Source organism: Arthrobacter sp. MMS24-S77 (assembly GCF_054888235.1).
On record NZ_JBTZRN010000002.1, the window covers coordinates 53,231 to 76,799 of the forward strand.

The 23,569-nt window shown below is 62.9% G+C and carries 22 protein-coding genes and 1 pseudogene; 16 read left to right on the top strand and 7 right to left on the bottom strand.

Features of this window, described 5'->3' with window-relative positions:
• Positions 1–248 precede the first annotated feature (248 nt).
• Positions 249–374 (bottom strand): hypothetical protein, encoded by a 126-nt coding sequence (locus ACX5I4_RS22645; RefSeq protein ID WP_461838844.1) that lies wholly within the window; start codon positions 372–374, stop codon positions 249–251.
• A 244-nt stretch (positions 375–618) separates the two neighbouring features.
• Complete coding sequence (locus tag ACX5I4_RS22650) at positions 619–1,647, bottom strand: ATP-dependent DNA ligase (RefSeq protein ID WP_461838845.1); 1,029 nt, start codon at positions 1,645–1,647, stop codon at positions 619–621.
• A gap of 496 nt (positions 1,648–2,143) precedes the next feature.
• Here ACX5I4_RS22650 and ACX5I4_RS22655 point away from each other — a divergent pair, with 496 nt between their 5' ends.
• The 10 genes from ACX5I4_RS22655 (at position 2,144) to ACX5I4_RS22700 (ending at position 8,440) form a co-directional block, all read left to right on the top strand.
• Positions 2,144–2,410 (top strand): glutaredoxin family protein, encoded by a 267-nt coding sequence (locus ACX5I4_RS22655; RefSeq protein ID WP_461838846.1) that lies wholly within the window; start codon positions 2,144–2,146, stop codon positions 2,408–2,410.
• A complete protein-coding gene (locus tag ACX5I4_RS22660) occupies positions 2,410–3,129 on the top strand; it encodes a single-stranded DNA-binding protein (RefSeq protein ID WP_461838847.1) in 720 nt (239 codons plus the stop codon). Before ACX5I4_RS22655 ends, ACX5I4_RS22660 begins: the two co-directional genes overlap by 1 nt.
• Before the next feature lie 74 nt (positions 3,130–3,203).
• Positions 3,204–3,809: a DNA-binding protein gene (locus ACX5I4_RS22665; RefSeq protein WP_461838848.1), complete on the top strand. Its 606-nt coding sequence runs from the start codon at positions 3,204–3,206 to the stop codon at positions 3,807–3,809.
• Positions 3,806–4,063, top strand: a complete 258-nt coding sequence (locus ACX5I4_RS22670) for a ParB family protein (RefSeq protein ID WP_461838849.1) — start codon at positions 3,806–3,808, stop codon at positions 4,061–4,063. The genes ACX5I4_RS22665 and ACX5I4_RS22670 overlap by 4 nt, the downstream gene beginning before the upstream one ends.
• Positions 4,064–4,200: 137 nt before the next feature.
• Positions 4,201–4,350 carry a hypothetical protein gene (locus ACX5I4_RS22675; RefSeq protein WP_461838850.1) on the top strand — a complete coding sequence of 50 codons (150 nt, stop codon included), beginning with the start codon at positions 4,201–4,203 and terminating at the stop codon, positions 4,348–4,350.
• Between the two features lie 5 nt (positions 4,351–4,355).
• The gene (locus ACX5I4_RS22680) at positions 4,356–5,033 is read left to right on the top strand and encodes a hypothetical protein (protein ID WP_461838851.1); all 678 of its coding nucleotides are present in this window, start codon (positions 4,356–4,358) and stop codon (positions 5,031–5,033) included.
• Between the two features lie 65 nt (positions 5,034–5,098).
• Entirely contained in the window at positions 5,099–6,124 is a 1,026-nt protein-coding gene (locus tag ACX5I4_RS22685; RefSeq protein ID WP_461838852.1) for a hypothetical protein, read from the top strand.
• A 335-nt stretch (positions 6,125–6,459) separates the two neighbouring features.
• The gene (locus ACX5I4_RS22690) at positions 6,460–6,987 is read left to right on the top strand and encodes a nuclear transport factor 2 family protein (protein WP_461838853.1); all 528 of its coding nucleotides are present in this window, start codon (positions 6,460–6,462) and stop codon (positions 6,985–6,987) included.
• Entirely contained in the window at positions 6,987–7,553 is a 567-nt protein-coding gene (locus ACX5I4_RS22695) for a TetR/AcrR family transcriptional regulator (protein ID WP_461838854.1), read from the top strand. Before ACX5I4_RS22690 ends, ACX5I4_RS22695 begins: the two co-directional genes overlap by 1 nt.
• A gap of 305 nt (positions 7,554–7,858) precedes the next feature.
• A complete protein-coding gene (locus ACX5I4_RS22700) occupies positions 7,859–8,440 on the top strand; it encodes a recombinase family protein (RefSeq protein ID WP_461838855.1) in 582 nt (193 codons plus the stop codon).
• Positions 8,441–8,507: 67 nt separating this feature from the next.
• Here ACX5I4_RS22700 and ACX5I4_RS22705 read toward each other — a convergent pair whose 3' ends face one another.
• The 3 genes from ACX5I4_RS22705 to ACX5I4_RS22715 form a co-directional block, all read right to left on the bottom strand.
• Positions 8,508–9,665 (bottom strand): TIR domain-containing protein, encoded by a 1,158-nt coding sequence (locus ACX5I4_RS22705; protein ID WP_461838856.1) that lies wholly within the window; start codon positions 9,663–9,665, stop codon positions 8,508–8,510.
• Positions 9,666–9,812: 147 nt separating this feature from the next.
• Entirely contained in the window at positions 9,813–10,019 is a 207-nt protein-coding gene (locus ACX5I4_RS22710) for a hypothetical protein (RefSeq protein WP_461838857.1), read from the bottom strand.
• A gap of 98 nt (positions 10,020–10,117) precedes the next feature.
• Positions 10,118–10,525 carry a hypothetical protein gene (locus ACX5I4_RS22715; protein WP_461838858.1) on the bottom strand — a complete coding sequence of 136 codons (408 nt, stop codon included), beginning with the start codon at positions 10,523–10,525 and terminating at the stop codon, positions 10,118–10,120.
• A gap of 592 nt (positions 10,526–11,117) precedes the next feature.
• On the opposite strand from ACX5I4_RS22715, the pseudogene mobF reads away from it, so the two are divergent.
• The 6 genes and pseudogenes from mobF to ACX5I4_RS22745 form a co-directional block, all read left to right on the top strand.
• A pseudogene (mobF, locus tag ACX5I4_RS22720) lies at positions 11,118–12,185 on the top strand (MobF family relaxase); the annotation flags it as partial.
• Between the two features lie 375 nt (positions 12,186–12,560).
• On the top strand, positions 12,561–15,356 hold the full coding sequence (locus ACX5I4_RS22725; RefSeq protein WP_461838867.1) for an ATP-dependent DNA helicase: 2,796 nt from the start codon (positions 12,561–12,563) through the stop codon (positions 15,354–15,356).
• A 231-nt stretch (positions 15,357–15,587) separates the two neighbouring features.
• On the top strand, positions 15,588–17,105 hold the full coding sequence (locus tag ACX5I4_RS22730; protein ID WP_461838859.1) for a type I restriction-modification system subunit M: 1,518 nt from the start codon (positions 15,588–15,590) through the stop codon (positions 17,103–17,105).
• Positions 17,095–18,276 carry a restriction endonuclease subunit S gene (locus tag ACX5I4_RS22735; protein WP_461838860.1) on the top strand — a complete coding sequence of 394 codons (1,182 nt, stop codon included), beginning with the start codon at positions 17,095–17,097 and terminating at the stop codon, positions 18,274–18,276. The genes ACX5I4_RS22730 and ACX5I4_RS22735 overlap by 11 nt, the downstream gene beginning before the upstream one ends.
• A 4-nt stretch (positions 18,277–18,280) precedes the next feature.
• Entirely contained in the window at positions 18,281–21,310 is a 3,030-nt protein-coding gene (locus ACX5I4_RS22740) for a type I restriction endonuclease subunit R (RefSeq protein WP_461838861.1), read from the top strand.
• Between the two features lie 276 nt (positions 21,311–21,586).
• Complete coding sequence (locus ACX5I4_RS22745) at positions 21,587–22,333, top strand: hypothetical protein (RefSeq protein WP_461838862.1); 747 nt, start codon at positions 21,587–21,589, stop codon at positions 22,331–22,333.
• Positions 22,334–22,347: 14 nt separating this feature from the next.
• On the opposite strand, the gene ACX5I4_RS22750 is transcribed toward ACX5I4_RS22745, so the two are convergent.
• The gene (locus tag ACX5I4_RS22750) at positions 22,348–23,175 is read right to left on the bottom strand and encodes an RES domain-containing protein (protein WP_461838863.1); all 828 of its coding nucleotides are present in this window, start codon (positions 23,173–23,175) and stop codon (positions 22,348–22,350) included.
• A 24-nt stretch (positions 23,176–23,199) separates the two neighbouring features.
• A partial coding sequence (locus tag ACX5I4_RS22755) for a hypothetical protein (RefSeq protein WP_461838864.1) occupies positions 23,200–23,569 on the bottom strand: 370 nt, incomplete at its 5' end.

Below are 23,569 nucleotides of genomic sequence, written 5' to 3' on the forward strand. Positions count from 1 at the left end.
CTCGGGTGCCGCGCGCTACCTCAATGTCAGAGACAGCATTCATACTGGGCTCCAGACCCGATCAGCACCCACGCGAAAGGGCCCTCAGGAAGCCGGCCGGTGGCACTACCGAACCGGACCCGCACTGTCGTCAGAGACGGAACAACCAGTTCAGCTAGGCTGAACCCATAGATTCCTTTTGCAGAGGGAAACCCCTAGGGGCCGGCACATGCCGGCCCCTAGCTGCTTAACCAAGCCAGCACCCTTGGTCAATGCCCTGCCATCTGCCACAGATCCAGACCCATCCTTGCCGCCGTCAACAGCAACGCCGCAGCCGCGATCCAGACGCCTGCAATCTGCCAGGCATTGGCCCGCGGCCGCCGTCCATCCTCCATGCATCCCCTTCCCCTCACCCAGTGGGGGGATCCATCCTAGAAGCCAGGAACGACAACGCATCCGGGCCGCCGGCGCGGCCCGGATGCGTTGTGCACCCGATACCCACAACCGCCCGGGCCAACCAGCCACGGACTGTGGACAACCTGCGCCCGGCCGTCCACAGAAAAGACCCGGCGCGCCCCCGGAACCCGGGCGAGGCGTTGCGGTCCACCCAGATCTTGAGAACTCAGGTACAGAGCAGGCCTAGGGAGGGTCCCCGTAGGGGGCTAGATGGTCCGGAAACCGGACATCGGTGGGGTCTAGCTCCGGGCGCGCCCGCAGGAGGCGCACTGGATGGCGGAACGAGCTGCCGGACCATGCCACGTCGGCCGAGACTTCCACGACAAGCGGTTCCACCAGTGTCAGACGCACCGTACCCCGTTCCTTGCTGAATCTGTCCAACATCGTCTCGGTGATCTCTTCCGGCCATGGATGATTCCCGCGAGGGGCCCGCAAATGCATCGCAAAGGATCTGCCGGCATGCGCCGCGAGGGGAGTGGAGCGGCCGACAATCCGCAACCGCCCACCAACCGGAAGACCAACCACCGCAGCGGTCGGTTGGGTGCGCGGGCCGATGACCGCAGCGCACACGACGTCCACGGACCGGCGGCTCTTCACCTTAATCCACTGCCTCTTGCCGCCCACGTACACCTGGGAAGCACCCTTGCAGACCAGGCCCTCCAACCCGGCGGCCGTCATGTCCTCGAACCAGGACACCGCCACGTCCCGGTCCCTGGTCACCGGGGAGAGGTTCAACGGAGCGACCCAGTCCCGCGCCAGCTCCTCAAGCAGCGCACGGCGCTCCGACAACGGAGCCATCCGAGTGTCATGCCCCGCAACAGCAAGCACATCGAACGCCACGAACGAGGCCGGGAGCTCCCGCACCAGCCCGGGCAGTGCCGCCCTGGACGTGACCAGGCGCCGCTGCAGCGCATCGAAATCCAGCCTGCCCCCGGACCAGATGACCGCCTCACCGTCGACAACACACCCCGGCGGGATCTGCTCAGCGGCCGCCGCCACGAGATCCGGGAAGTACCTTCCCAAATCTTTGTTTTGCCTGGACATCAAGGACACCCCGTCCGTGCCCACCAGGCAAACTGCCCTGAACCCGTCCCACTTCATTTCATACAGACACCCGCCCGGTAAAGCACCGGCAGCCGGAACTGTCTCCACGGCCTTCGCTAGAGCCAAGGAGACCGGCGGAACCAACCCGGCCGGCAAACCCTCAAACACCTAAACCAGAGCGCCTCTCGCGCCGGCGGCAACACCGCCGCTCGTCGGGCCGCAAACATCTCCGCGGCCTCACGGCCACAGCCTAGCCCTCCCGCCAGCGCAAGGGCAGCGGAGAACCGGGACTACCCCATGGACCAAGACTCGATCTCCGGACGCACCACGAACGGATGCATGAGTGCCCTCAGCCGGGACAACACACGCCCAGACGGCAGGGGCCGACACACGCGGGAGGCTCGTCCGGAATTACGGCACGGATCTTCAAGCGCAGGGGGATTCCCAGCGGGCTACTTCGCGCGTTCACCCCAGAGTCCAGGACACCTGTTCACGGGTCCCGAAACAGCGGCCACCAACCCCGAAAAGCCTCACAAAATGTTGAGCAAAATCCGCGTAAAATAAGGGAAAAACCCCTTGTTTTTCATATGAAAATTGATAAAATTGAGGTAGAAAGTCACCCAGACGAACGCAACCAGAACCGATACGAAACGCAGGACTGAAAATGATTTCAACCCCAGCCGAGTACACCATCTACACCAAGCCGGCCTGCCCGAACTGCGACAAGACCAAGGCCTACTTTGAGTCCAAGGGCATCTCCTACCAGGCGGTGGACATCACCGAAGTGCCGGCGGCGCTGGAGTACATCACCCAGGAGCTCGGGTACTCCCAGGCGCCCGTCGTCGTGAACAACGCCGATGACGAAGACCATTGGGCCGGCCTGCGCCGCGACAAGCTCGTCCAGGCGGCCATGCACCACAAGGCGGCCTGATGAACACCCCGCAGGACCGTTTCGCCCTCACGCCCCGCCGGTACGACCCGGACGAGGACTGGTTCGGACTCGAAGCCAACCCTTCCAGCACCATCAACGTCCCCTACATCGACGCCTACCTGGTGGAGCCGGACCCCGCTGCCCCCTGGTACGACACCGTCCAAGACGCCCCTGAAACCGACGCCACCACACTCACCCACACCCACACCCTAAGGAAGGTCTACATCATGGCCGGCGAAACAACCATCACAGTGATCGGAAATCTAACAGCGGACCCGGAACTGAAATACTCTCCCAGTGGATCCGCCGTCGCGAACTTCACCGTCGCGTCAACGCCGCGCACCTTCGACCGGCAGTCCAATGAATGGAAGGACGGGGAGACCCTGTTCCTGCGAGCCTCGGTCTGGCGTGAAGCGGCCGAGAACGTCGCCGAATCTCTCACCAAGGGCATGCGCGTCATCGTCTCAGGCCGGCTGAAGAGCCGTTCGTACGAGACCAAGGAAGGCGAGAAGCGCACCGTCGTGGAGCTCGAGGTAGAAGAGGTCGGAGCATCGCTCAGGTACTCAAAGGCGAAAGTCACCCGCACCCAGCGCAGCGGCAATCCGGCCGGGCAGGGGGCCGGTGGATCCGGCAACCAGGGCGCGACCCAGACCGTCCCGCAGGGCGACGGCGGCGACGGGTTCTGGGGCAGTGCACCCGACGCCGAACCGCCGTTCTAAACTTCAAAATCCGTAGTAGTAGGAGTAGTATCGTTACTACTCCTACTACTATCAAGAATCGAAGAGGTGCTTTGATGACGTCGAGCGTGAAGGACCGCGTCTATGCCGCGGCAGAGCAGATCAGTGCGGACCGCCGTCCCACCGTGTCGACGGTCCGCGCAGCCGCCGGTGTGAGCAACGCCGACGCTACCCGGTACTTGAAGGAGTGGACCGAGGAAAAGCAGGCCGCCGGCGGACAGGTCGCTGCCACCCCCGCAAACCTGCTGGAACAGGCGGCCCGCCTCGCGGGAGCCTGCTGGGCCGAAGCATCCGCCCTGGCCGCTGAACGCCACGCCGCCGTGGAAGCGGCCTGGGCACAGGAACGCAAAGACAAAGACCAGGAGATCGCCGAGCTCGTCGCCGACCTGGACCAGGCAGCCGCCGACAAAGATGCCGCCGCGGCCGCCCACGCCGAGGAGATCACCCGGCTGGAGGCCCAACGGGGCGCATTGGAGCGCCAGCTCGCCGTGATCGGCAAGCAGCTGGAGGATTCCCGGGAGGCCGAGCGGGCTGCCGCCAAGGAAGCCGCGGACGCAGCACGCAGACTGGCAACGGCCGAGGTCCGGGCCACAACCCTGGAACAAGTCCACAACGCTCTGCTGCAGCGCGTCTCCCCGGAGACAAAAGGCGCGGGGGAGTGAGCAAGGCCAAACCCGAGAGCTTTTCCCCGTACTTCGCGACCGCGGACGCCGGCCAGGTCCGGGCGGCCTTCGCGGCCGCCGGCCACCTCGAGGGATACGCATCCATCTCGGAACTGATCGAGGCCGCTACGCTCAAGGAAGTCCGCCGGCTCCAGCGCCGCCACAACAACGGCAAACCCTGGGAACCCCTGCCGCCGGGAAGCGCCCGCACCGGCCGGCGCGCTAAAGACGAACTATCCCGCCACACCAACTAGTGCAGAAGTCCTATTCCGGGAATCGAGACCGTGTCGGACAACTTTGGAGAAGAATGTCGCCATCCACTACTCAAGACGCTGACGGGAGACCTTTCGTGCTGCTCGGCGCTGGTTTCTCAAAAGCCATCAATAGCCCGATGCCTACCCTCGCCGAGCTTCGCCCACGTGTCTTGGATCGACTGACGGTGAACTGGTCGAGCACCCGCACCTTTGCACCGCTCCAGGGGGAGAGCGCGCAGAAGGAAGTCGATTACTTCTTCGAGACGCTCTCGACGTCAGTGGACTAGATCCGATGGCACCGGAGATAGGCCCTGAGACGATGCTCGCCGAATGGCTCTTCGTCGAGACGGTCGCTGATGTGCGACGACGAAGCCAGGATCCGGGCGCGCGGGGCCGCTACGAGCTGCTCGGGATCGCGCCGCTCCTTCGCAAGCTCCTCATCGACGGCCGTCCCCTCCTCAACACTGTTCGGGCCGCTCGCCCGGAGGTGCCGACGGAGTTCCGCATCAAGCAGTGGAGCGCTCCGCAGGATGGTCAACACGGAGAAGATCTGCCGTACCTCCTCCGGCTCGGCGGTCCCGAACTGGTCGGCGGGCCCGAGGACCAGGCGCTGCCCAAGCTGAAGCACTTCATTGGCGCGAGGGTGGGCATGGTCCGAGGACGACCGCTGACCGTCAGCGAGGTGGTGAAGTACTACGCCAACGTCGAAGGAGGCGTCCATTTCGGCGTGCCCGAGCAAGACGCCCAGCGCGTCCTGAGCCAGATGGCTCCCTTGCACCTGGGGCGGTCGACCGGGCAGATCGAGATCCTCGCCCACCTCGGCACGATCGTCGTAGACGCGCTAACGCCGCTGCGCGAGTCAATCCTCGCCTCGCCCCTGATCGACACGCGCATGCACCGGCGCAACGACCGGGGCTTCTTCGACGGCCACTGGACCGCGGACCACTACGGGAAGTCCAGCCAAGGGTAATAGCCGATGTTGGCTCAGTCTTCGTCGGGGGTCAGACTGTCGTCGGCGACAGGGACAATGGTGCCGTGAGCGATTTCAACTTCTTCGAGGCAATTCTCGCCGACTCCCCAAAGGCACCAACCAAGGTGTCGTCGCGCACCTTTCGGAGCGCCATTGAGGAGGCGCTCATCCATACCTACACGCGGAGCGACCTCGAGACGGTATTCGCCGAGGAGCTTCGGCTGCCATGGCCGGAGACCGAGCAGCAGCCAACCCACGCCGACTACTCGAAACGTGATGTCATCAAGATGTACACCGCGGGGTGGGATCTTCCCCGCCTCGTGGCCCTTGCGCGACGCATCGTCGCTGAGCTCGAGGTAAGCGGTGGACTCCTCGCCGATCTGACTGCTCTACTCGCAGAGTACGACCGTGGCGGAGGCGTCGGCACGCCGGCGAAGAACCTGATCTTCGCTGCGAACGGACCCAAGCCTGACCTTGTGCTGCGCGACGCCGTCAACAATGACATCGAGATCGTCAGCAATGGCGAGTACTGCCTCGTCTACGACCAGCCAATCCCTGCTGATGGCCTGACATTCAGCAATCTGATCGAGTGGTGGAGAGAGCATGAGGGCTTCGAGGAGACGATCCCAGCACGGGACGTCGGAGTGAATCTGCACAATCGCCTCCGGGCTTCCCTGGGAAACAACAAGGTTGAGCTCCGCGTCTTCGACGCGTACGCGGCACGCTACAAGGACGGCCAGTTCGACATCCCGGCTCTGATCCCACAGGTCTACCTGCACTTCGACCCCGCGACCCAGTCGGCTCGTCGATCTGCTGGCCAGAGCGGCAGCCCGTTGGCACGGCAGCGGATGGACTTCCTCATCCTGTTCTCCAGCAGACATCGCGTGGTCCTCGAGGTCGACGGGAAGCAGCACTACGCGAACGGCGATACGGCGAGCCCAGCCCTCTACAGCGAGTTGGTCTCCGAGGACCGACGACTCAGGCTCGCCGGCTACGAGGTCTACCGGTTTGGCGGGGCCGAGTTGATGAAGGACGGTGCAGACAAAATGGTCGCCGAGTTCTTCGACCAGCTCGCCGAGCGCATGCGCTGATAGGCAATTTGGCGTCCTGAGATCGGTCCCTTAATCCCGTAAAAGGGATCCCTTTGCGCCCCACCATGTCCGTTGGCCGCCGGCGTTCTGCGGCCCGACTGCTGAACACTTACGGACGCTGCCGACTTTGCAGCCCTGACCTCGGTATCGTGCCGGACTGACTAGTTTGCGCTTTGGAATGAGTTAGGTCACTTGATGTTTGGCTTTGCCGGTTAGGTCCAGTATCTGCCGTAACCGGCATGGGTCGCGAGGTAGTGAGCAGGAGGCGCGCCGTAGAGACTAGGCGCCTTACCTACAACCAACGTTTTCTATGGTTGACGTCGGCTGCTCACGAGTTGTACTATTTAGTACAGCTTGTACCGACTGGTACAACTTCATATCTCGAAGGAGCCCATCATGTCTCGTCCCCCCTCCCTCCGTATACCGAAGAGACCGCCATCCAGAAGGTCCGTGCAGCCGAGGATGGCTGGAACACTCGTGATCCCGAGCGCATTTCCCTCGCGTACAGCGAGAACAGTTGGTGGCGCAATCGCTCGACGTTTGTGCAGGGTCGCGCCGCCATCGTCGAGTTCCTCGCCGACAAGTGGGAGCGCGAGCTCGACTACCGGCTCATCAAGGAATTGTGGGCCTACACCGACGACGTCATTGCCGTCCGCTTCGCGTACGAGTACCATGACGCCGCGGGCCAGTGGTTCCGCGCCTACGGCAACGAGAACTGGCACTTCGACAAGGATGGACTCATGACACATCGCCACGCGAGCATCAACGACCTCGCCATCAACGAGTCCGACCGCAAGTTCTTCTGGGACGCCTCCGGGCCCCGCCCCGCGGATCACCCCGGCCTGAGCGAACTCGGACTGTAATGACACGCACCCTCCTCGAACGCTCGGACGCCGTTCGCGCCCTCGCCGGTGTCTTCCGCCGGCGAGGGTTTGAGAGCAGCTCCCTGTCCGTCATCCAGCAGGAGGCCGGCATCGGTCGCGGCAGCTTGTACCACTTCTTCCCGGACGGGAAGACAGACATGGCCAGGGCTGTGCTGGATCAGGTGAGCGACTGGTTCGAGGATGAGGTTTTCGCGCCGCTTCGTTCCGCAACTGACGCCGCTGAGGCGGTCTCGGCTATGACGAAGGCGGTCGCTGACTACTTCGTCTCCCGCGAGAATGTCTGCCTATTCGCCGCCATGACACTCGGCGAGGAGAAGGAGACGTTCGCCGGTGAGGTCAAGGCCTACTTCGTGGACTGGGTCGACGCGTTGGCCGCGCTGCTGCAGCGCGGCGGGCTAACTCCCGGGGATGCTCACGAGAACGCATTGGACGCCGTTGCCATGATCCAGGGCGGACTCATCATTACCCGCGCCTACGGCGACGAGTCTACCTTCTTGGGGGTCACGGGACGTGTCGAGCGTCGTCTGCTCGCGCAGCTCAGCTGACGCCCGGACCGCCAGCCCCGCTGGTCACCCACGGCGCGCCGGGCGCGCGTGGCCTCGATACGAACGTTTACCCCGCACGATGAAATGCACGGTGAAGGTGCCCTAAGCGCACAGTCCTGATCGTCTCGTAACTCTTGAGATATGAGACGTCTCGCCGACTGGCCGGCCGCGACGACAGGAGTGACTTGAATTTCGTGGAATCGTACGAGCTCGTCCTCGGCGGGCGATTCTCGTAACTATGTCTCACAACCTTATGGTTGAATCGCTGTATCCGCCGTTAGTTACGAGACACATCGGAGCAGTCCATGACAAAACTGATCGGCTATGCGCGCGTTTCGACGCGGCAGCAGTCCACGGACCGGCAGCAGGCAGATCTTCTGGCCGCCGGCGTCCGACGCGATGACCTCTACGTGGACCACGGTGTGTCCGGGGCGCGAGCTTCACGCCCCCAGCTCGATCGGGCACTCGACGCGCTAATCGATGGCGACACCCTCGTCATCACGACGCTGGACAGGCTCGGACGATCCACCCAGAACATGCTCGCCTTCGCCGACGAATTACGCGGCCGAGGCGCGGGCCTGCGCGTCCTGAACCTCGGCGGTGGCGACGTCGACACCGCAACACCCATGGGGTCGATGCTGTTCACGATCATGGCCGCTCTCGCGCAAATGGAACACGAGATTAAAAGCGAACGCGTGACCGACTCCATCAGCAAACGCAGAGACGCCGGGAAGGACCTTGGCGGCCGACCCCGCCGGGTCACCGACAGTCAGATTCGAAGCGCTGTCCGCCTGGTCGAAGGCGGCGAACCAGCGGCGCAGGTTGCCCGCGATCTCGGAATGTCCAGAGCAACGTTTTATAGACGGTCGCGAGTACTTACTGGCTAGCCGCGTCGCATCCTCCCCGCAGGCGACGCCAAGCGATCACAGAACGGCGCCAGAGTGCAGGCAAAGGTTACCCCTTCAAGATGATCCCATCGAGGCCGTCTAGCTCATCAAGCAGCTCTATCTTCCAGTTGTTCCCATGGTTGATGTAGAGGACCCCGGAGACGTCGGAGGGTTGTTCGATGTTCCCCTTCATTATTGCGGCCACCCTGTTCCTGCCGAGTTTTCCGAAGAAATATCCCAGCTCGAACACAACATTCTGGCGGGCCCGCGGGTTCGTGGCACCCTCAGCGGGTCCGCCCCTGTCGTCAGGAGTCAATAGGACGACGGCGAATGCGGCCTGAGCAGCGTGGTCTTCGAATTTCTCAGTGGTCGTCCGCCCTTTGTTTTTCTGCTCGTGCAGAATCGTCACTTTGTTCTGGACGCGGCTCTCAAGGAAGCGGGCCACTTCGTTCTTCAACGCGTCGTCGTGTCCGTGGACGATGAATATTTCGGTTCCTGAGGGCTGCAATTGAGGCTCCCGGTCTAGTTTCTTGTCATCTTGCCGTGCCAGCTGGCTTATGTGGTTGATGTACTGTTCCGCGTTGGAAAGCTCCCGGTAACCGCGAAGGTATTCAACGTCCAGAGTCGCGTACCAGGTCCCCTTGCTGTCGACTATGCTCAACGGCGCGTACTCCTTCTGCAGGAGCTGAGCGAGCGCGGTTACAGGCATGGGATAAGGACGATCCTGAAGCGGAGGGACAAGGTATTCCACCAGTGCCTCCAGGGGGACAGTGGTTGAGTACTCACCTTGGTTCGCCTGCGCGATGCTCCGTCTTGCCATGCTGCCGATGGCGCCCACCAGTGAGTTGGGAAGGTTGGGGCTTCGTATGCCATTCACCGCGAGCTGGTGCAGGCCTGCGATGCTAAGCCCGACGCGTTCGGTCGGCAGAGGTCGGTCGTTGGGCCATTCAGATCGCCACACCAGTCCGCAGCCTTGTCCGACGGCGTTGTTTGGACGCTGGATCTTGGGAAGGGAAGCCAGGACGTCGAACGCATCAAGGCTCTGGTGGCTCACCCAGAAGGAGTGACTAACGGTGCGCCATTCGGGCCAGATGTCCTCGGGGCGGTCCTTCGCCCAATCCGACTTCGTCGCATGGACCATGTGGGTCCAGATGGTATCCAGAAGTTCGAGTTGGGAAGTATCGAGAGCGCGAAGCAACTCGTAGCCCGCGTGGGTCTCGCTCATGCACGTTCCTTTCGTTCGGAGGCACGTCATTTAGTTCTACCACCGCCCCCGGACCCCTAGTGACGGTCCCACAGTGGCCCCGGCGCCGGTTGAGCCGTCGGCATCAAGGCCTGCTCCATGGGGAGTCGCGCGCTTCGTCAGATGGTGTCAGAAGAGCGGTTCCTGTTCGGGGGAGTACCCCGCCAACAGGAGCCGGAACGCATCGTCCCATCCGTGCGCCAGGAGATGGTCCCGGAGTTCGCGGGAGTGCACTGCCTGGTCCCGCCGCCGGCCACCGGAGCGGCGAAGGCTGTACATGTTCGCGTGTCCCGTAGCCGTCGTCACCGATAGCTCCAGTCCAGATCCAGCAGTCACGAGGGCGCGGGCCCTTGATGACCTTGTCCCAGAACCGGTCGATGTCCTTATCTTCGCTGCATGCTTCGCATGTTCTCCGCTCACTTCTGAGCGGAAGGTCAGGCTGCGTCGCTGTGTTGTTCGTGTGTTTCATCGGGTGAGGCGACGGGCTCGGCGTCGTCTCGTTTTTCTTTGACGGGAGTTGTCGCCTTGACGGCTGCCCGGACCGCGGCCGCTGTCACGTCGAGGCGGGAAGCGACGTCCGCAACGGACGCGCCAGTTTCGACCATGGTCGCGATGATCTTCTGCGCTTCGGCGCGTTTCGTCTCCGACTGTTCTTCAGCGTCCTTGATGAGGCGGGCGGCCGCTTCTTTCGCTTCAGCTACGACGCCGTCGGCTTCATCGGATGCGACGAAGAATTCCTCCGCCAGTGTGAGCAGCTTTTCGTGGCGTTCCTGTTGCGCTGTTGCCAGCTCGCGCGCCTTCCGGCGCGCCTCTACCAGTTTCGAATTGTGAGCCTTCGCCATGTCCGAATCCCCCTCCGGGAAACCTAGCGGCCACACGAGCGAGGCCGCACCGATTCTTTCCCTCACACCATACCGGGCGAGACCCCCTGCGCGTCCCTGGCGACACCAGGGAACACGGCCGGAGAGCGGACCTCGCTGGCACTCGGACTGTCCTTGTGCCTGCGGCACTTGCCGCCGGCCTGACCCCACGTGGACACGCGAGATTGAGGGCGGTCCCGCTCTTTGCCCACCCGGGGACAGCCCGGCGGACGGTTGAACACAATCGAGTCTCTGCCTCTCATGTGCACAACCGCATCGATACTGATGGACCCATCTTGTGTGCCGAATCCAAAGCGTCTCTCACCATTTCCCCCGCAAGCTCCTCCAATGCCTCCAGACCGGATCCAACCCTCAATCTGGTTCACACCTCTGGCATTCTGAATGAGTGAGGTCGCTCCCGCGCTATGCTTGGGGTTGTGATGTCCCTGAAAGTGATCTCAGCGGGCACTGGCTACGAGTACTACACCTCGGAAATAGTCAGTGGCGATGAGCTGCGCGCGGACGGTCACGAACTGGGCGACTATTACCACGCCCGCGGCCTCCCCCGGGGCAATGGATCGGGGCCGGCTGCGACGTCCTCGGGGTCTCGGGCAACGTCGCCAAGGAGCAGATGGCCAACTTGATGGGCTTGGGTATCCACCCCGACGCGGAGCGAATCAGGGCCGAGGCACTGGCCGATGGCAAGACCTCGAAGCAGGCCGAAGCAGAGACCAGACTGGGACGAAAGTACTACGCCTACGAGGAGAAATCGGGCGAACTGGCAGCCCGCATCACCACGGCCCAGGCGGACTTCAAACGCCTCAACCATCGCGACCCGGGGGCTTCGGAGAAGCACAAGATCCGCGGAAAGGAAGGCGCGAAACTCTTCCGTGAGCTACACGGCCGGGGCCCGGACGACAACGAGGAACTGGCCAAGTTTGTCACCGGGCAACTGCGCCCGCAGCAATCCGCAGTCGCCGGGTTCGACATGACCATGACCCCCGTGAAGTCCATCAGCGTCCTCTGGGCCGTTGGCGGTGACGAGGCCCGGATGATGGTCGAGCGCGCCCAGCACGAGGCCGTCAAGGACACCGTGAAGTGGTTGGAAGCGCACGCAATCCTCACTCGGACCGGCACCAACGGCGTGGCCCAGGAAGACATCAAGGGCGGCATCGTCGCCCAGGTCTTCCGCCACTACGACTCCCGCGAGGGCGACCCGAACATCCACGATCACCTGGTGATCTCCAACAAGGTCCAGACCGTCGACGGCACGTGGAAGTCCATCGACTCCCGCCTGCTCCACAAGCTCGGCGTGTCCGCGTCAGAACACTACAACGCACGGATCCAGGCGCACCTGACAGCCCGCGGCGTTGCTTTCGAGGCCCGCGACACGGGCGCCGGGAAGCAACCAGTGATGGAAGTCAAGGGCATCCCGGCACAGCTGAACGAACTGTTCTCCACCCGCCGCGCGTCCATCCGCGAGGAGCTGGACCGCCTCGCACAGGAGTACACGGCCAAGTTCGGCCACGCCCCCGGAACGGAGGCGATGCTCAAGCTCGCCCAGCAGGCAACCCTTGAAACGCGGGCCGTCAAGAAATCCGGGAAGAGCCTGGAAGAACTCGTCACCGAGTGGCGATCCCGCGCACAGGAAGTCATCGGGGAACGCGCACTCAACCGGCTGGGAGAACGTGTCATCGGCTCCGGAGAGGTCCGCCAGGCAGCCCGGATCGACGTCGGAACGATCGCCCGGGAACTCGTCGGAAAGGTCGAAGCGACCCGTGCCGTCTGGGCACTGAACCACCTTGAGGCCGAAGCTCAGCGGTGGGCCAAGGAGTACAGCGTCGGGCACGGCCACGTCGCTGACGCCACCGTGCGGGAGATCATCGCCCACGTCGTGGAGCACGAGGCGCAGCGCGTCACTCCGGAACGGGTCCACGCCACATTCGAGCCCCTGACCCGGGCCGACGGCTCCAGCGTCTTCGAGCACAAGGGCTCCGTGCTGTACGCCTCGGAGGGCATGATCCGCGCCGAAAACTACCTCCTTCGCGCCGGAAACCGCGAGGTCATCCCCGTCGCCACCGCCGATGTTTTCCACACCGTCATCGACGAGCGGAACACCCTCGTCGCAGCCGGGGAAGTGTTCCAGCTCAGCCCGGCCCAGATGGGAATGGCGTTCGAGTTGGCCACCTCGGACAAGCTCATCAGCGTCGGCCTCGGACCTGCCGGAACGGGCAAGTCCACGACCATGGAAGTCGTCCGGGACGTCATCACACGGTGCGGCGGCAACGTCCTGGCGCTTGCACCGCAGGCCGTGGCCGCGACCCTGCTGGGTGACAAACTCGGCATCAAGGGCATGACCGCCGACAGCTTCGCCCTCGGTGCCGGGAAGATCGGCCCGGGAGATCTGGTCATCCTGGACGAGGCCGGCATGTGCGGTACGAAGCTGCTGGCCGACGTCGTTGAACGCGTCGAAACCGCAGGGGCCCGCATCGCCCTGGTCGGTGATGACGCACAGATCGGCGCGGTCTCGGCAGGTGGTGCGTTCGGCATGCTCGCCGCCGAACTCGGAGCCGTCGAGCTGGACGAGATCCACCGCTTCAAGAACCCCGACGAAGCCGAAGCATCCCTCGGTCTGCGCCGCCGAGTCGAGGGCGAGGCTGACCCGTTCACCTGGTACAAGGACCAGGGCCGGGTGAAGGCCGGCGACGCGGCCATGGTCGAAGCCCTGGCCTTCCGGAAGTGGCAGGAAGCCCACCAGAAGGGCACCGCGGCCGTCATCATGGCCGCCACCAACGAGCAGGCCCAGCGTCTCTCCGAACGCGCCCAGGCGGCGCTGGAGATCTTCGGTGAGATCGACACGAGCACCCGCTCCCGGACCCTGCGCGACGGGTCTAAGGCCTGGTCCGGTGACACCGTCGTCACCCGGGATAACGATTGGATCGAGACGAAGTCCGGCCGCCGCCGCGTCCACAACGGCGACCTGTGGACGGTCGAGAAGGTCAACACGGACGGGTCCATGACCGTCCGCCACCAGGGCGACGGCAAGCGCACCACCCTGCCCGGGACCTACATCGAGAAGAACGTGCATCTGGGCTACAGCTACACGGTGCACCGCGCCCAGGGCATGACCGTCACGGCGGGCATCCCCATCGTCTCCGGTTCCACCGCCCGCAACCTGGTGTACGTGGCCATGACCCGCGGCGAGGTCAGCAACGAGCTGTACGTGCAGCTCGAGGCCGGCGAAACCATGGACGACGTCCTCTCCCGGATCGCCGGGAACGAGGGCGTCGAGAAGAGTGTCCACCAGGTCATGGCCGCCGAACATGAGCGCATCGACTCCACCGTGCAGCTCGCCGCCGAGTACGGCCACGTCACCGAGCAGGCCGACGAACTGCGCTTCAAAGGCATGGCGCACCAGGCCCTCGGGAACACGGCCACGGTCTTCACCGCGGCCGACGCCTGGGGAGCCGTGGCCGCGCACCTGGCCCACGCCGAAGCCCAGGGCTTCGACGCCCGGGCCCTGCTGGTGGAGGCCGTGAACATGCGTCCGTTCGGCGGGGCCGAGGACACCGCCGCCGTGCTGGCCTGGCGCATCGAAGGGCTCATCGCCAAGGCCCCCGAGCACGCCACCCCGAAGCACGCCTCCCTCGCGGCACAGTCCGAGGAGAGCCTGTACAAGGCGCTGAAGGTGGCCGAAGACCGCGAGGCCAAAGCCTTGGCACACCGGACGGAAGCCATCACTGCCAAGAACGGGCCGTGGCCTGCCGAGCACTGGACGAACCGCCCGTTCGGGCACCTGACCGAGGCCGCCATTGAGGCACGCATCCGGGCCAACCGCACGCTGGCCCGCGCCGATGCCACCTTGCTCACTGCCGTGCAGCGTGAAGGCCTGGGCGTCGAGGCGCCGGCCAAGGACGCCCGCAAGCTCGCCTGGGAGACCCGCACCCTCCAGGCCGAGCTGAAGCACCGCAAAACTATCGACCCGGCCCAGGACGTCACGGAACTGGCCGAGCGCGGCCAGACGAACCGCAAGGCCGCCGGGGCCGGCCACGTCGACCGCCACCGGCAGTCGCACGAGATCGCCGCGGCCATACGCGACGAGCTGCGCCGCCGCCAGCTGGTCCCCGACCCAGTCAAGGCCGCCCAAACCCCCGCGGACAAGCTTCCCGAGTGGGTGGCGCCGCACCGGGCATCCACGGACGAGTTCACACCCGCGAACTGGCGGGCAGAGCTTGCCGAACGCCGCGCCGTCATGGCCGAACGCTTCGAGGAAGCCGGCCACCTGCTCGCCGCCCAGCCCCCTGCCTGGGCGAAGGGCCTCGGTCCCGTGCCGGCCGACCCCGAACGGGCCCAGCGCTGGCGCGACACCGCCGCCGAGATCGAGATGTTCCGGGAACGCTACAAGGTCCCGGCAACCGAGCAGACCCCGATCCCGGCCAAGTTCCGCGACCAGGACACCGGCAAGCAGCTGCACGAGCGCACCGTCAGCCTGGCCCGCGGCCAGCACGCAGCCCCCGCACGTGGAGAGGACCTGACCATGGCCGCACAGCAAGCCGTCGCCCGCGCCGAGCAAACCCACGCCCCGCAGCCCCAGGCACAGCAGACCTCCGACCGTGATCGCAAGAACAACGGGCAGGACGGCGCTAGCGTCACCGCCACCCAGCGGGCGAAGGACTCCCTGGCCGCACTGAACAAGCTCCGCGAGCAGCAGGAAGCCCTTCGCCGAGAGGAGCAAAAGCCCAAGCGCAAGCCAGACGGACCCACCGATGCCGCCCCCCGCGAGGATGGACGCAGCCGCGGCAGGCAGTCCTGACATCGACGCCCTGGGCGGGCGACCCATGAGGTGAGCCGGTGGACTGTCTCAGCTCCGTCTTGGAGTGGGACGGCCGGTCTTTTGCTCCGAAGCCCGTAAGTCGGCCCTAGATCGGAGAGCCCTGCGCATAAAATGGCGCGGTGTCTGCCGTAGGAAGCCATGGTTTCCGGCAAGCACTGACCACCCGTCCCACACTGTGGGCCGGCACCAGATTGATGATCGGAACTTACCTTGACGCTCTCGACCACTGAGCCAGGACACCTGACGCAAAAACAGCTTGAGTCGACCCTTTGGGCGGCTGCCAACGCTTTGCGCGGTCCCGTCGACCCGGGCGATTTCAAGGCATACGTGTTCCCAGTGATGTTCTTCAAGTGGATCAGTGACAGCTGGTACCACGAGCACGCCCAAGCCTTGGAAGACTTCGGTGACGCACTGACCGCCGAGATCGAGGCGGATTACCACACCTTCGTGATCCCGGACGGCTGCCACTGGTCGGATGTCATCGAAACCGCCCAACAGACGGGTGCGAAGCTGGACAACGCGCTCCAGCGTATCCAGCAGGCCAACCCGGATGCTCTGGCCGGCGTCTTTGGTGATGTCCAGTGGGCCAATCAGGAACGCCTCCCACAGTCCGCCTTGGCCGCGCTGCTGAACTCCTTCCACTCGGTCCGGCTAGACCCGGACAGCGTCAACGGCGACATGCTCGGGTCAGCCTACGAGTACCTGTTGCGGGAATTCGCCGAAGCGTCCGGGAAGAAGGCCGGCGAGTTCTTCACCCCGCGCCACGTGGTGCACCTGCTGGTGAAGATCCTGGATCCGAAGCCCGGCGACACCATCGCCGACCCAGCCTGCGGATCCGGCGGCATGCTCGTCGAGACTGTGACTGCGGTAAAGGACGCCGGGGGAGACCCAAGGACACTCCGCCTGCACGGCCAGGAAATCAACCTTACGACCAGTGCTATTGCGAAGATGAACCTATACTTGCACGGGCTCAAAGAGTTCAAAGTCGTCCGCGGTGACACATTCCGCGAACCGAAACTCCTAGACGGCGACGGACTGCAAAAGTTCGACGTAGTCATCGCCAACCCGCCCTTCTCGCTGCAGAACTGGGGCGCCGAAGGTTGGTCCAACGACCCCTATGGCCGCGTCATCTGTGGTGTGCCCCCGGCCAAGAACGGCGACTTCGCCTGGATCCAGCACATGGTGGCCTCCATGAAGGACGACACCGGCAGGGTCGGCGTCGTCATGCCCCACGGAGTGCTTTTCCGCGGGGGCAAAGAAGGTACCATCCGTGAATGCCTGATCCGAAAGGACTGGCTCGAAGCCGTCATCGGCCTCCCCAACAACCTGTTCTACTCGACGTCCATCCCCGTATGCCTGCTGATCTTCCGGAAGTCCAAGCCGACCGAGCGTCGAGACAAGGTCTTGTTCATCGACGCGTCCAAGCGGGTTGAGCCTGGCAAGAACCAGAACACCATGTCGGACGATGACATCAAAGTCATTGACGCAGCCTACAAGCAGGGTAACGTCATCGACGGTGACGGCCGGCTGAGCCTGCGCATGGTCGGTATGGAAGAGCTCGAGGAGAACAGCTTCGATCTCAATATCGGCCGCTACATCAAGGGTGAGACGGCAGTCGAGGCCAACGTGGAGGAAGCCCTCATCGCATTCCAGGAAAGCCGTGAACAGCTCGCGGCAGCGGAACTGGTCCTGACAAACAAGCTGAAGGCGGCCGGCTTTGTCTTCTGAATGGCAGACACTGCGGCTGGGTGACATTGCGGACACGCGCAGGGCAGTCGGAGGACTGAGCCAAGCGGATCTTTACGTTGGCCTTGAGCATTTACGGCCGGGCAATCCGAGGATTCAAGGCACAGCAAGAGCCGCAGATGTGCTCAGCAGTACCACCCCGTTTGAACCTGGTGACGTGCTCTTCGGAAAACTGCGCCCCTATCTCCGCAAGGTAGCCGTTGCGGATTTTGTTGGTTGCTGTACGAACGAAATACTCGTCTTCAAGCCGATCGATGAGCAAGTGCTGAGCCGAGGATTTCTTGCGCTAATTCTTCAGTCCGCGGCTGCATTCGAGCACGCGGTATCGATGAGCGCCGGATCGAGGATGCCCCGCACGAGTTATCAGGCCATGGCTGAACTTGGTGTTAGTCTGCCCCCTTGGGCCGAGCAGCGGCGTATCGTTGACCTGATCGGAGCCGTGGACGATGCAATTGATGCGATGCAGGAGGCCTCGGCAAGGAACAGGGAGTCTTTCAAAGCTATTGCCGAAAGCCTTCCTGGGCAACTGACACCACTGGATGAAGTTCTCCTCGCAATCGAGGCAGGGAAGAGCCCGAGCGGCGTTGAGCGGGAGCCGGCTCCGGGAGAACGAGCCGTGCTCAAGGTGAGCGCTATTGGTTCGGGAACCTTCAATGCGATGGAGGTGAAGGTGGTCTCCCCGGACACCCGCCTTGATGAGAGGACCGCCATTTCCCGGGGCGACGTCCTCATGGTTCGTGCAAACGGGGTCATCAAGCGGGTTGGGGCAGTTTGCCAAGTTCGTGAGGACTACGAGCAGCTGTTTCTATGTGACAAGACGCTTCGCCTTGTCCCGGACCCTGATCGGCTGGACTCGCGATGGTTGAACTCAGCGCTTTCGAGCACTCAAAGCCGCAGGCAGATCGAGGCCCTCACTACCGGGTCCCACATGCGGAACATAACGCAGCAGGCAATTCGGCAAATCAAGATCCCGCTTCCTAATATCGACGAGCAAACAATGCTTTCCGCTGCTTTGGAATCGCTCATTGAAGCGAGGGACGCGCTCTACAGCCACACTGACAAGCTTGCCGCGCTTCGCGCCGAGCTACTCGCAGTCTTACTCTCCGGTGCACATAGAATTCCAGAGACGTATGACGAACTAATGGGGGCGTAGTTTCATGGCGGGATTCACCGAGTCGAACACAGTGCAGCGGCCGATCCTGGATCTGCTGGTGGCCGCCGGTTGGAAGCACATTCCCGGTTCGCATTTAGACCGGCACACCGAGGATGTGCTTCTCGAAGCTGATCTCCGGATTTCCCTCGGCAGACTCAATCCCGCCATCGCTGAAGTCCCTGATAGGGCTGCAGAGCTGCTAACCCCGCTGCGGAGCCTGATGCTCTCGGCCCGGGAGGACGGGCTGGTCCCCACCAACCAGCACTTCCTTGAGTGGCTCCGCGGACAGAAAACCCACCGCTTCCAGGGCAGGGAGGGTTTCGAGCCGGTCCAGCTAATTGACTTCGCGGACGCTGGCAACAACATCCTGGTGGTCTCCGATGAAGTTACGTTCGGCACCCCGGGCCATTCCTGCAGATTTGATTTGGTCCTGTGGGTGAACGGCATCCCGCTGGTGGTCATTGAGACGAAGACCAGGCTGGACGCCCGGATCACCTGGCTGAAGGCCGCCCACGAGATCCACGCCATCTACGAACCTGGCTGGACGGAGTTCTTTGTGCCTAACGCATTTTCGGTGGCGACGGACGGGAAGGACTTCCACTATGGCGCCGTCGGGCAGGACATCGAATCGTGGGGTGTGTGGGGCTCCACCGAGGAGGACATCCTGCCGGCCGGCTGGCCCAGGGTGAAACGCAGTGTTGAGCTGCTGCTGAACCCGGCGACCGTGCTGTCAGTCATCGCTGACTTCACCGCCTATGAGCTCAAAGGCAAGCACTCCGGCCTGCCGCGCTTGTACAAGATCGTGCCCCGGTACCCGCAAGTCGAGGCAGTGCGGGCGATTCACGCCCGCGCCCTCCATGGGACCAAAAGGCAGGGCCTGATCTATCACACCCAAGGCTCAGGCAAGACCCTGGCCATGCTATTTGCAGCGGTGAAGCTGGTAAACGAACCGAAGCTGAAAAACCCTTCCATCATCCTGATCGCGGACCGGATCCAGCTCGTCACGCAGATGTATCGGCAGTTCCTGCGTGCCGGGATGCCCTTACTGGAAGCGCCAGAGTCTGCTCCTGAACTGCGCCGCATCCTGGCCGAAGACCGCCGGGGCATCATTTTCACCACCGTCCACAAGTTCAAGAACGCCGGCGTCCTGAACACCCGGGAAAACATCATCGTTCTCATCGACGAGGCGCACCGAACCCAGGAAGGCCAACTGGGCAAGTTTCTGCGGGCCGCTTTCCCGAACGGTCGCTTCTTCGGCTTCACGGGAACACCGATCGCCGATTCGGACCGGAACACCTACGAACTGTTCGGCGACCCTGATGACCCGAATCATGCGATGAACACCTACGACTCGGATCGTTCCATCGCCGACGGCACCACCGTCCCTATGCACGTGTCCCCTCGGCTGGTCGACTTCCAAATCAACAAGGCGGAGCTGGACAAAGCTTTCAACGAGCTGGCCACCGAGGAGGGACTGGCCGAAGAAGAGCAGGAATACGTCGCCACCAGGGCCACCGACACGCGAACATTCTTCGCCAACCCCGAACGGGTCCAGAAAGTCTGCACCGACATCATCGACCACTTCTACTCCACGATCGACCCGCTGGGCATGAAGGCCCAGATCGTTACCTACGACCGCGGCATGTGTGTTGCCTACCATGAAGAACTCACCCGTCAGCTGAAAGTCCGCGCGAACGGCACTGGCCCGGATGAGGCGGCCGTGGTCATGTCGGTCCAGTCCAAAGATGACTCGGATTGGCAGCAGTTCAAGCTCAGCGACGAGAAGGAGGAGTCGGTCCTCACCCGTTTCCGACAGCTCGGGGATCAACTGAAATTCCTGGTCGTGACCTCCAAGCTCGGCACCGGCTTTGACGCCCCGATCGAGGGAGTCATGTACCTGGACAAGCCGATGAAGCTGCACACTCTGTACCAGACGATTACCAGGACAAACCGAAACTGGAAAAACCCGGCCACCGGCCAGGAGAAGCGCTACGGGCTCATCGTGGACTACGTCGGACTAGGTGACGGATTCGCCAGGGCCATGTCACCGGCCAATCCGGAGCACGCGCGCAAGGAAATCGAAACGGATTCCCTGCTGGAACAGTTTGAATTCGAGATCGCCAACGTTCTCGACCGTTTTGCCGGCATCGACCGCACGACGAGTGGATTCGAAGCGCTGCAGGCCGCGCACGACCGGATCCCTGACGATAAAGCGATGGAGCGTTTCGCCGCCCAATACGGCATGCTCCAAGGCATCTGGGAAGCCGCCTACCCAGACCTACGTCTGGAAGCCCACCGGGACGACTACAAGTGGCTATCGAAGGTGTACGCCTCCGTGGCGCCCGCCGACGACACCCGGGACCTCCTCTGGCACCGGCTCGGCGCAAAAACCCTCGAGCTCGTGCACGGCCACATCGGCGACGTCACCGTCAGCGACACCGGCGTGGACGTCGTCATCGCAGACGAAGGCACCATCAAACGACTTATCGAAGCCGGAGTCATCGACCCGGCCGCCGGCAGCGGCGAAACTGAGGTCACGACCGCTGCGGCAGTCGTAGACAACATCGCTTCCCGATTGCGCAAGCGCCTCGAAGGAAACAACGGCACCCACCCGGCCTACAAGTCGCTTTCGGAAAGGCTCGAGCGCCTCAGGGAGCGCCAGCTCGCTAAGGCTCATGACTCGGTAGATTTCCTACGAGACCTGCTGGACCTGGCGCGCGACCTCGCCGCCGCCGAAAAGGCCGAGGACGACAATGGAATAGCAGGACTGGATCTGTTGCCGGATCCGAACGTCGGCGCACTTACTCAAATCTTCGAGGAGTACAGGCCCCAGGACGTGCCCGTTATTGTCGGGAAAGTAGTTGCCGACATTGATGCGATCGTCAAAGAAGTCCGCTGGGACGGCTGGAACAACACCAAGGAAGGCGACAAGGCCGTTCGCATCGCCATTCGCAAAGTCCTCGTCCGGTACGGGCTTCCCGCGGCAGGAGAACTGTTTGACCGGGCCTACGCCTACGTCGCTGAGAACTACTGAGTGCTAGCTTCAGACCTCCGTTTGAGGAACGTCCCATCGCGCACGTACCGGCATGCCGTTAGTGCTGTGTGAGAATCGCACTATGACCGAGACGCCGGCAGCCCCGTGGCCCTCTTCGTCCGCCAACGAGTTCGCCGAGCGGGCCGGGGGTACCCAACGATGATGCTTCCGCGTCGCTTGGACCAGCTTGTAAGACTCAGCAACGAGGAAAGATTTCCGATCATCGGGGAGGGGCTGGACCGACTAGGAGACCGCGTCGCCCAATTGGCGCGATCCGTGGCGGCACTCGAGCAGAATGGCGACGTCTTGGCTGCCGCCGCACTTGATGTCATTTGCACAGAAGAAGCCGCCAAGATCCTTATCCTGCTGGACTTGGCCAGATGCATGCACCCCCAAAAAGCATTCAGGAACGGCTGCGACTACTTCTACAGCCACCTTGCCCGCGGCATCTACGCCCATATCCATGAAGGAAATCCAGCTGACTTCGCCGAGATCCTGAAATACGTCAAAGTCCTCCGCCCGAGCCACTACTTGGATGGCCCCAATGACGCGGACTGGATCTTTCGCAACGAGATCCTCCGCGGGCGGGAAACCGCACTATATGTGGACTACGAAGAATCCCAGCCTGGCCAGTTCGAGTGGACTGGAGGCAACCCGGACCTGCTCTACGTTCCCGCGCGTTTAACAGGTCTGGTGCTCGCAATGAAAACAGCGGGCGTTTTGACTGAAGCTGGGGCACGGGCAGCAGCTAAAGCCTGGAAGAGCGCAACGTTTGATGGATCGACACGTTGGGAGTACTGCCGCGCCCGGGCGAGGCAAGTTCTTGCAGACTTAGCGCCAGAGAAGGAGGACATCACGCAAGAGCTCGTCGATGCCTGGGGTGTCGTTCAAGAAAAGTGGACGTTCCCGCTAACCCAACTCGACCTCAGGATTGACAAGGTAACTATCCAGGAAATGAACGACCGGCAGGCCAGACATTACAACAACATGATGATGGACGAGTTCGGCCCATACGAATACTGAATCAGTTTCCCACTTCAGAAGCACTTCAACCCGAATCGCTGAAGCACGTATAAGAGGTCCGGGTCGTTTCGAGGTATCTGGGATCCGGAATCCGGTCTACTGGGCTCCGTTGCCGGCTCAAGGCCGTCATCAATGCGTCGTAGCCATGTAGCCCAACAGCGCTCTCCGCCGTGCCGGCTTGGATAGACGACGCCATGAGGACGGCTGCCGTCGTCAAGGGTTAGCGCGTGGACCCATTCGGAGATCTCGCAGGTAACGTCTCGACGGCCGCCTGACAGCAATGATAGGTCGACGCCGGTTACTCCCAGCAGCACGAGTTGCGGGCCCAGTGTCTTTTCCAAAGCAGTGATGCTTTGGAATGTGGTGATGTCAACGAACCACCCATCGCGGGGGACTGTGATTTTGTACATCATTCGGTCGTTCCGCCATGAAGCCGGAAGAGTGTACGGAGGCAGTTGGTTGCCCCACTCGGCAGCCACCGCTGCCCAGCCGCTATCGGCATCCTGAATGTCATCCAAGTACTTGCTAAGGTCAAGGCCCGATTCGGGGTTGTCTTCAAGACGTCGTTTGAATGCACCAAGGACTTCGGCAAAGGCTAGCCGCTTGCTGGTCCCTGCGTAGATTGTTCGATGCCCTGGCACATCCCACCGTTGCCAGCTGCGCCAGGCATCGACGTTTGCGCCGGGCCGCTCTTCTGGTCGCGGCTGAGGATTCATAGGCCCGTACTTCGTTTGGGCTACACGGAAGGTGTGCTCACCTCGGGCACCGAGCAATTGAAGACCGGAGGCCGCGCATATGCGCGGCCTCCGAGTAACTTCCTCTAGTGTTTCCCCCGCAGTCATGGAGCAACGTTACAGCGCCCTCATTCACGAACCAATGTTGTCGTCGAGGAATGCCCGTGCGGCCTCGATTACCTGACGGTTCATCCCCTTGTTCAGAGCCTCTATGGGGGTGGTTTCGTCCAGAAGTGGGTTCAACCCGATGAACCAGGACCGCGCGATGTGCTCGTCATGCTCTAGTTTCAAAGCGCGCCAAACTCGAAGGGCTGTCTTCAGTTTGGTCACTGAGGCGTCCCGTGGAACCACGTCTCCACGCGCCCAAGCTGAGGGGAGTTTTCGGTCACGCACGCCCGCAAGGACGGCCACCAGCGTTGGGCCGAGAGCCTCGTTGAGCTCTTTGGCGGTGGAATGGATGTCCATTTGAGCTGTCTCATAGTATGAGGCCGTTATTGTGTCA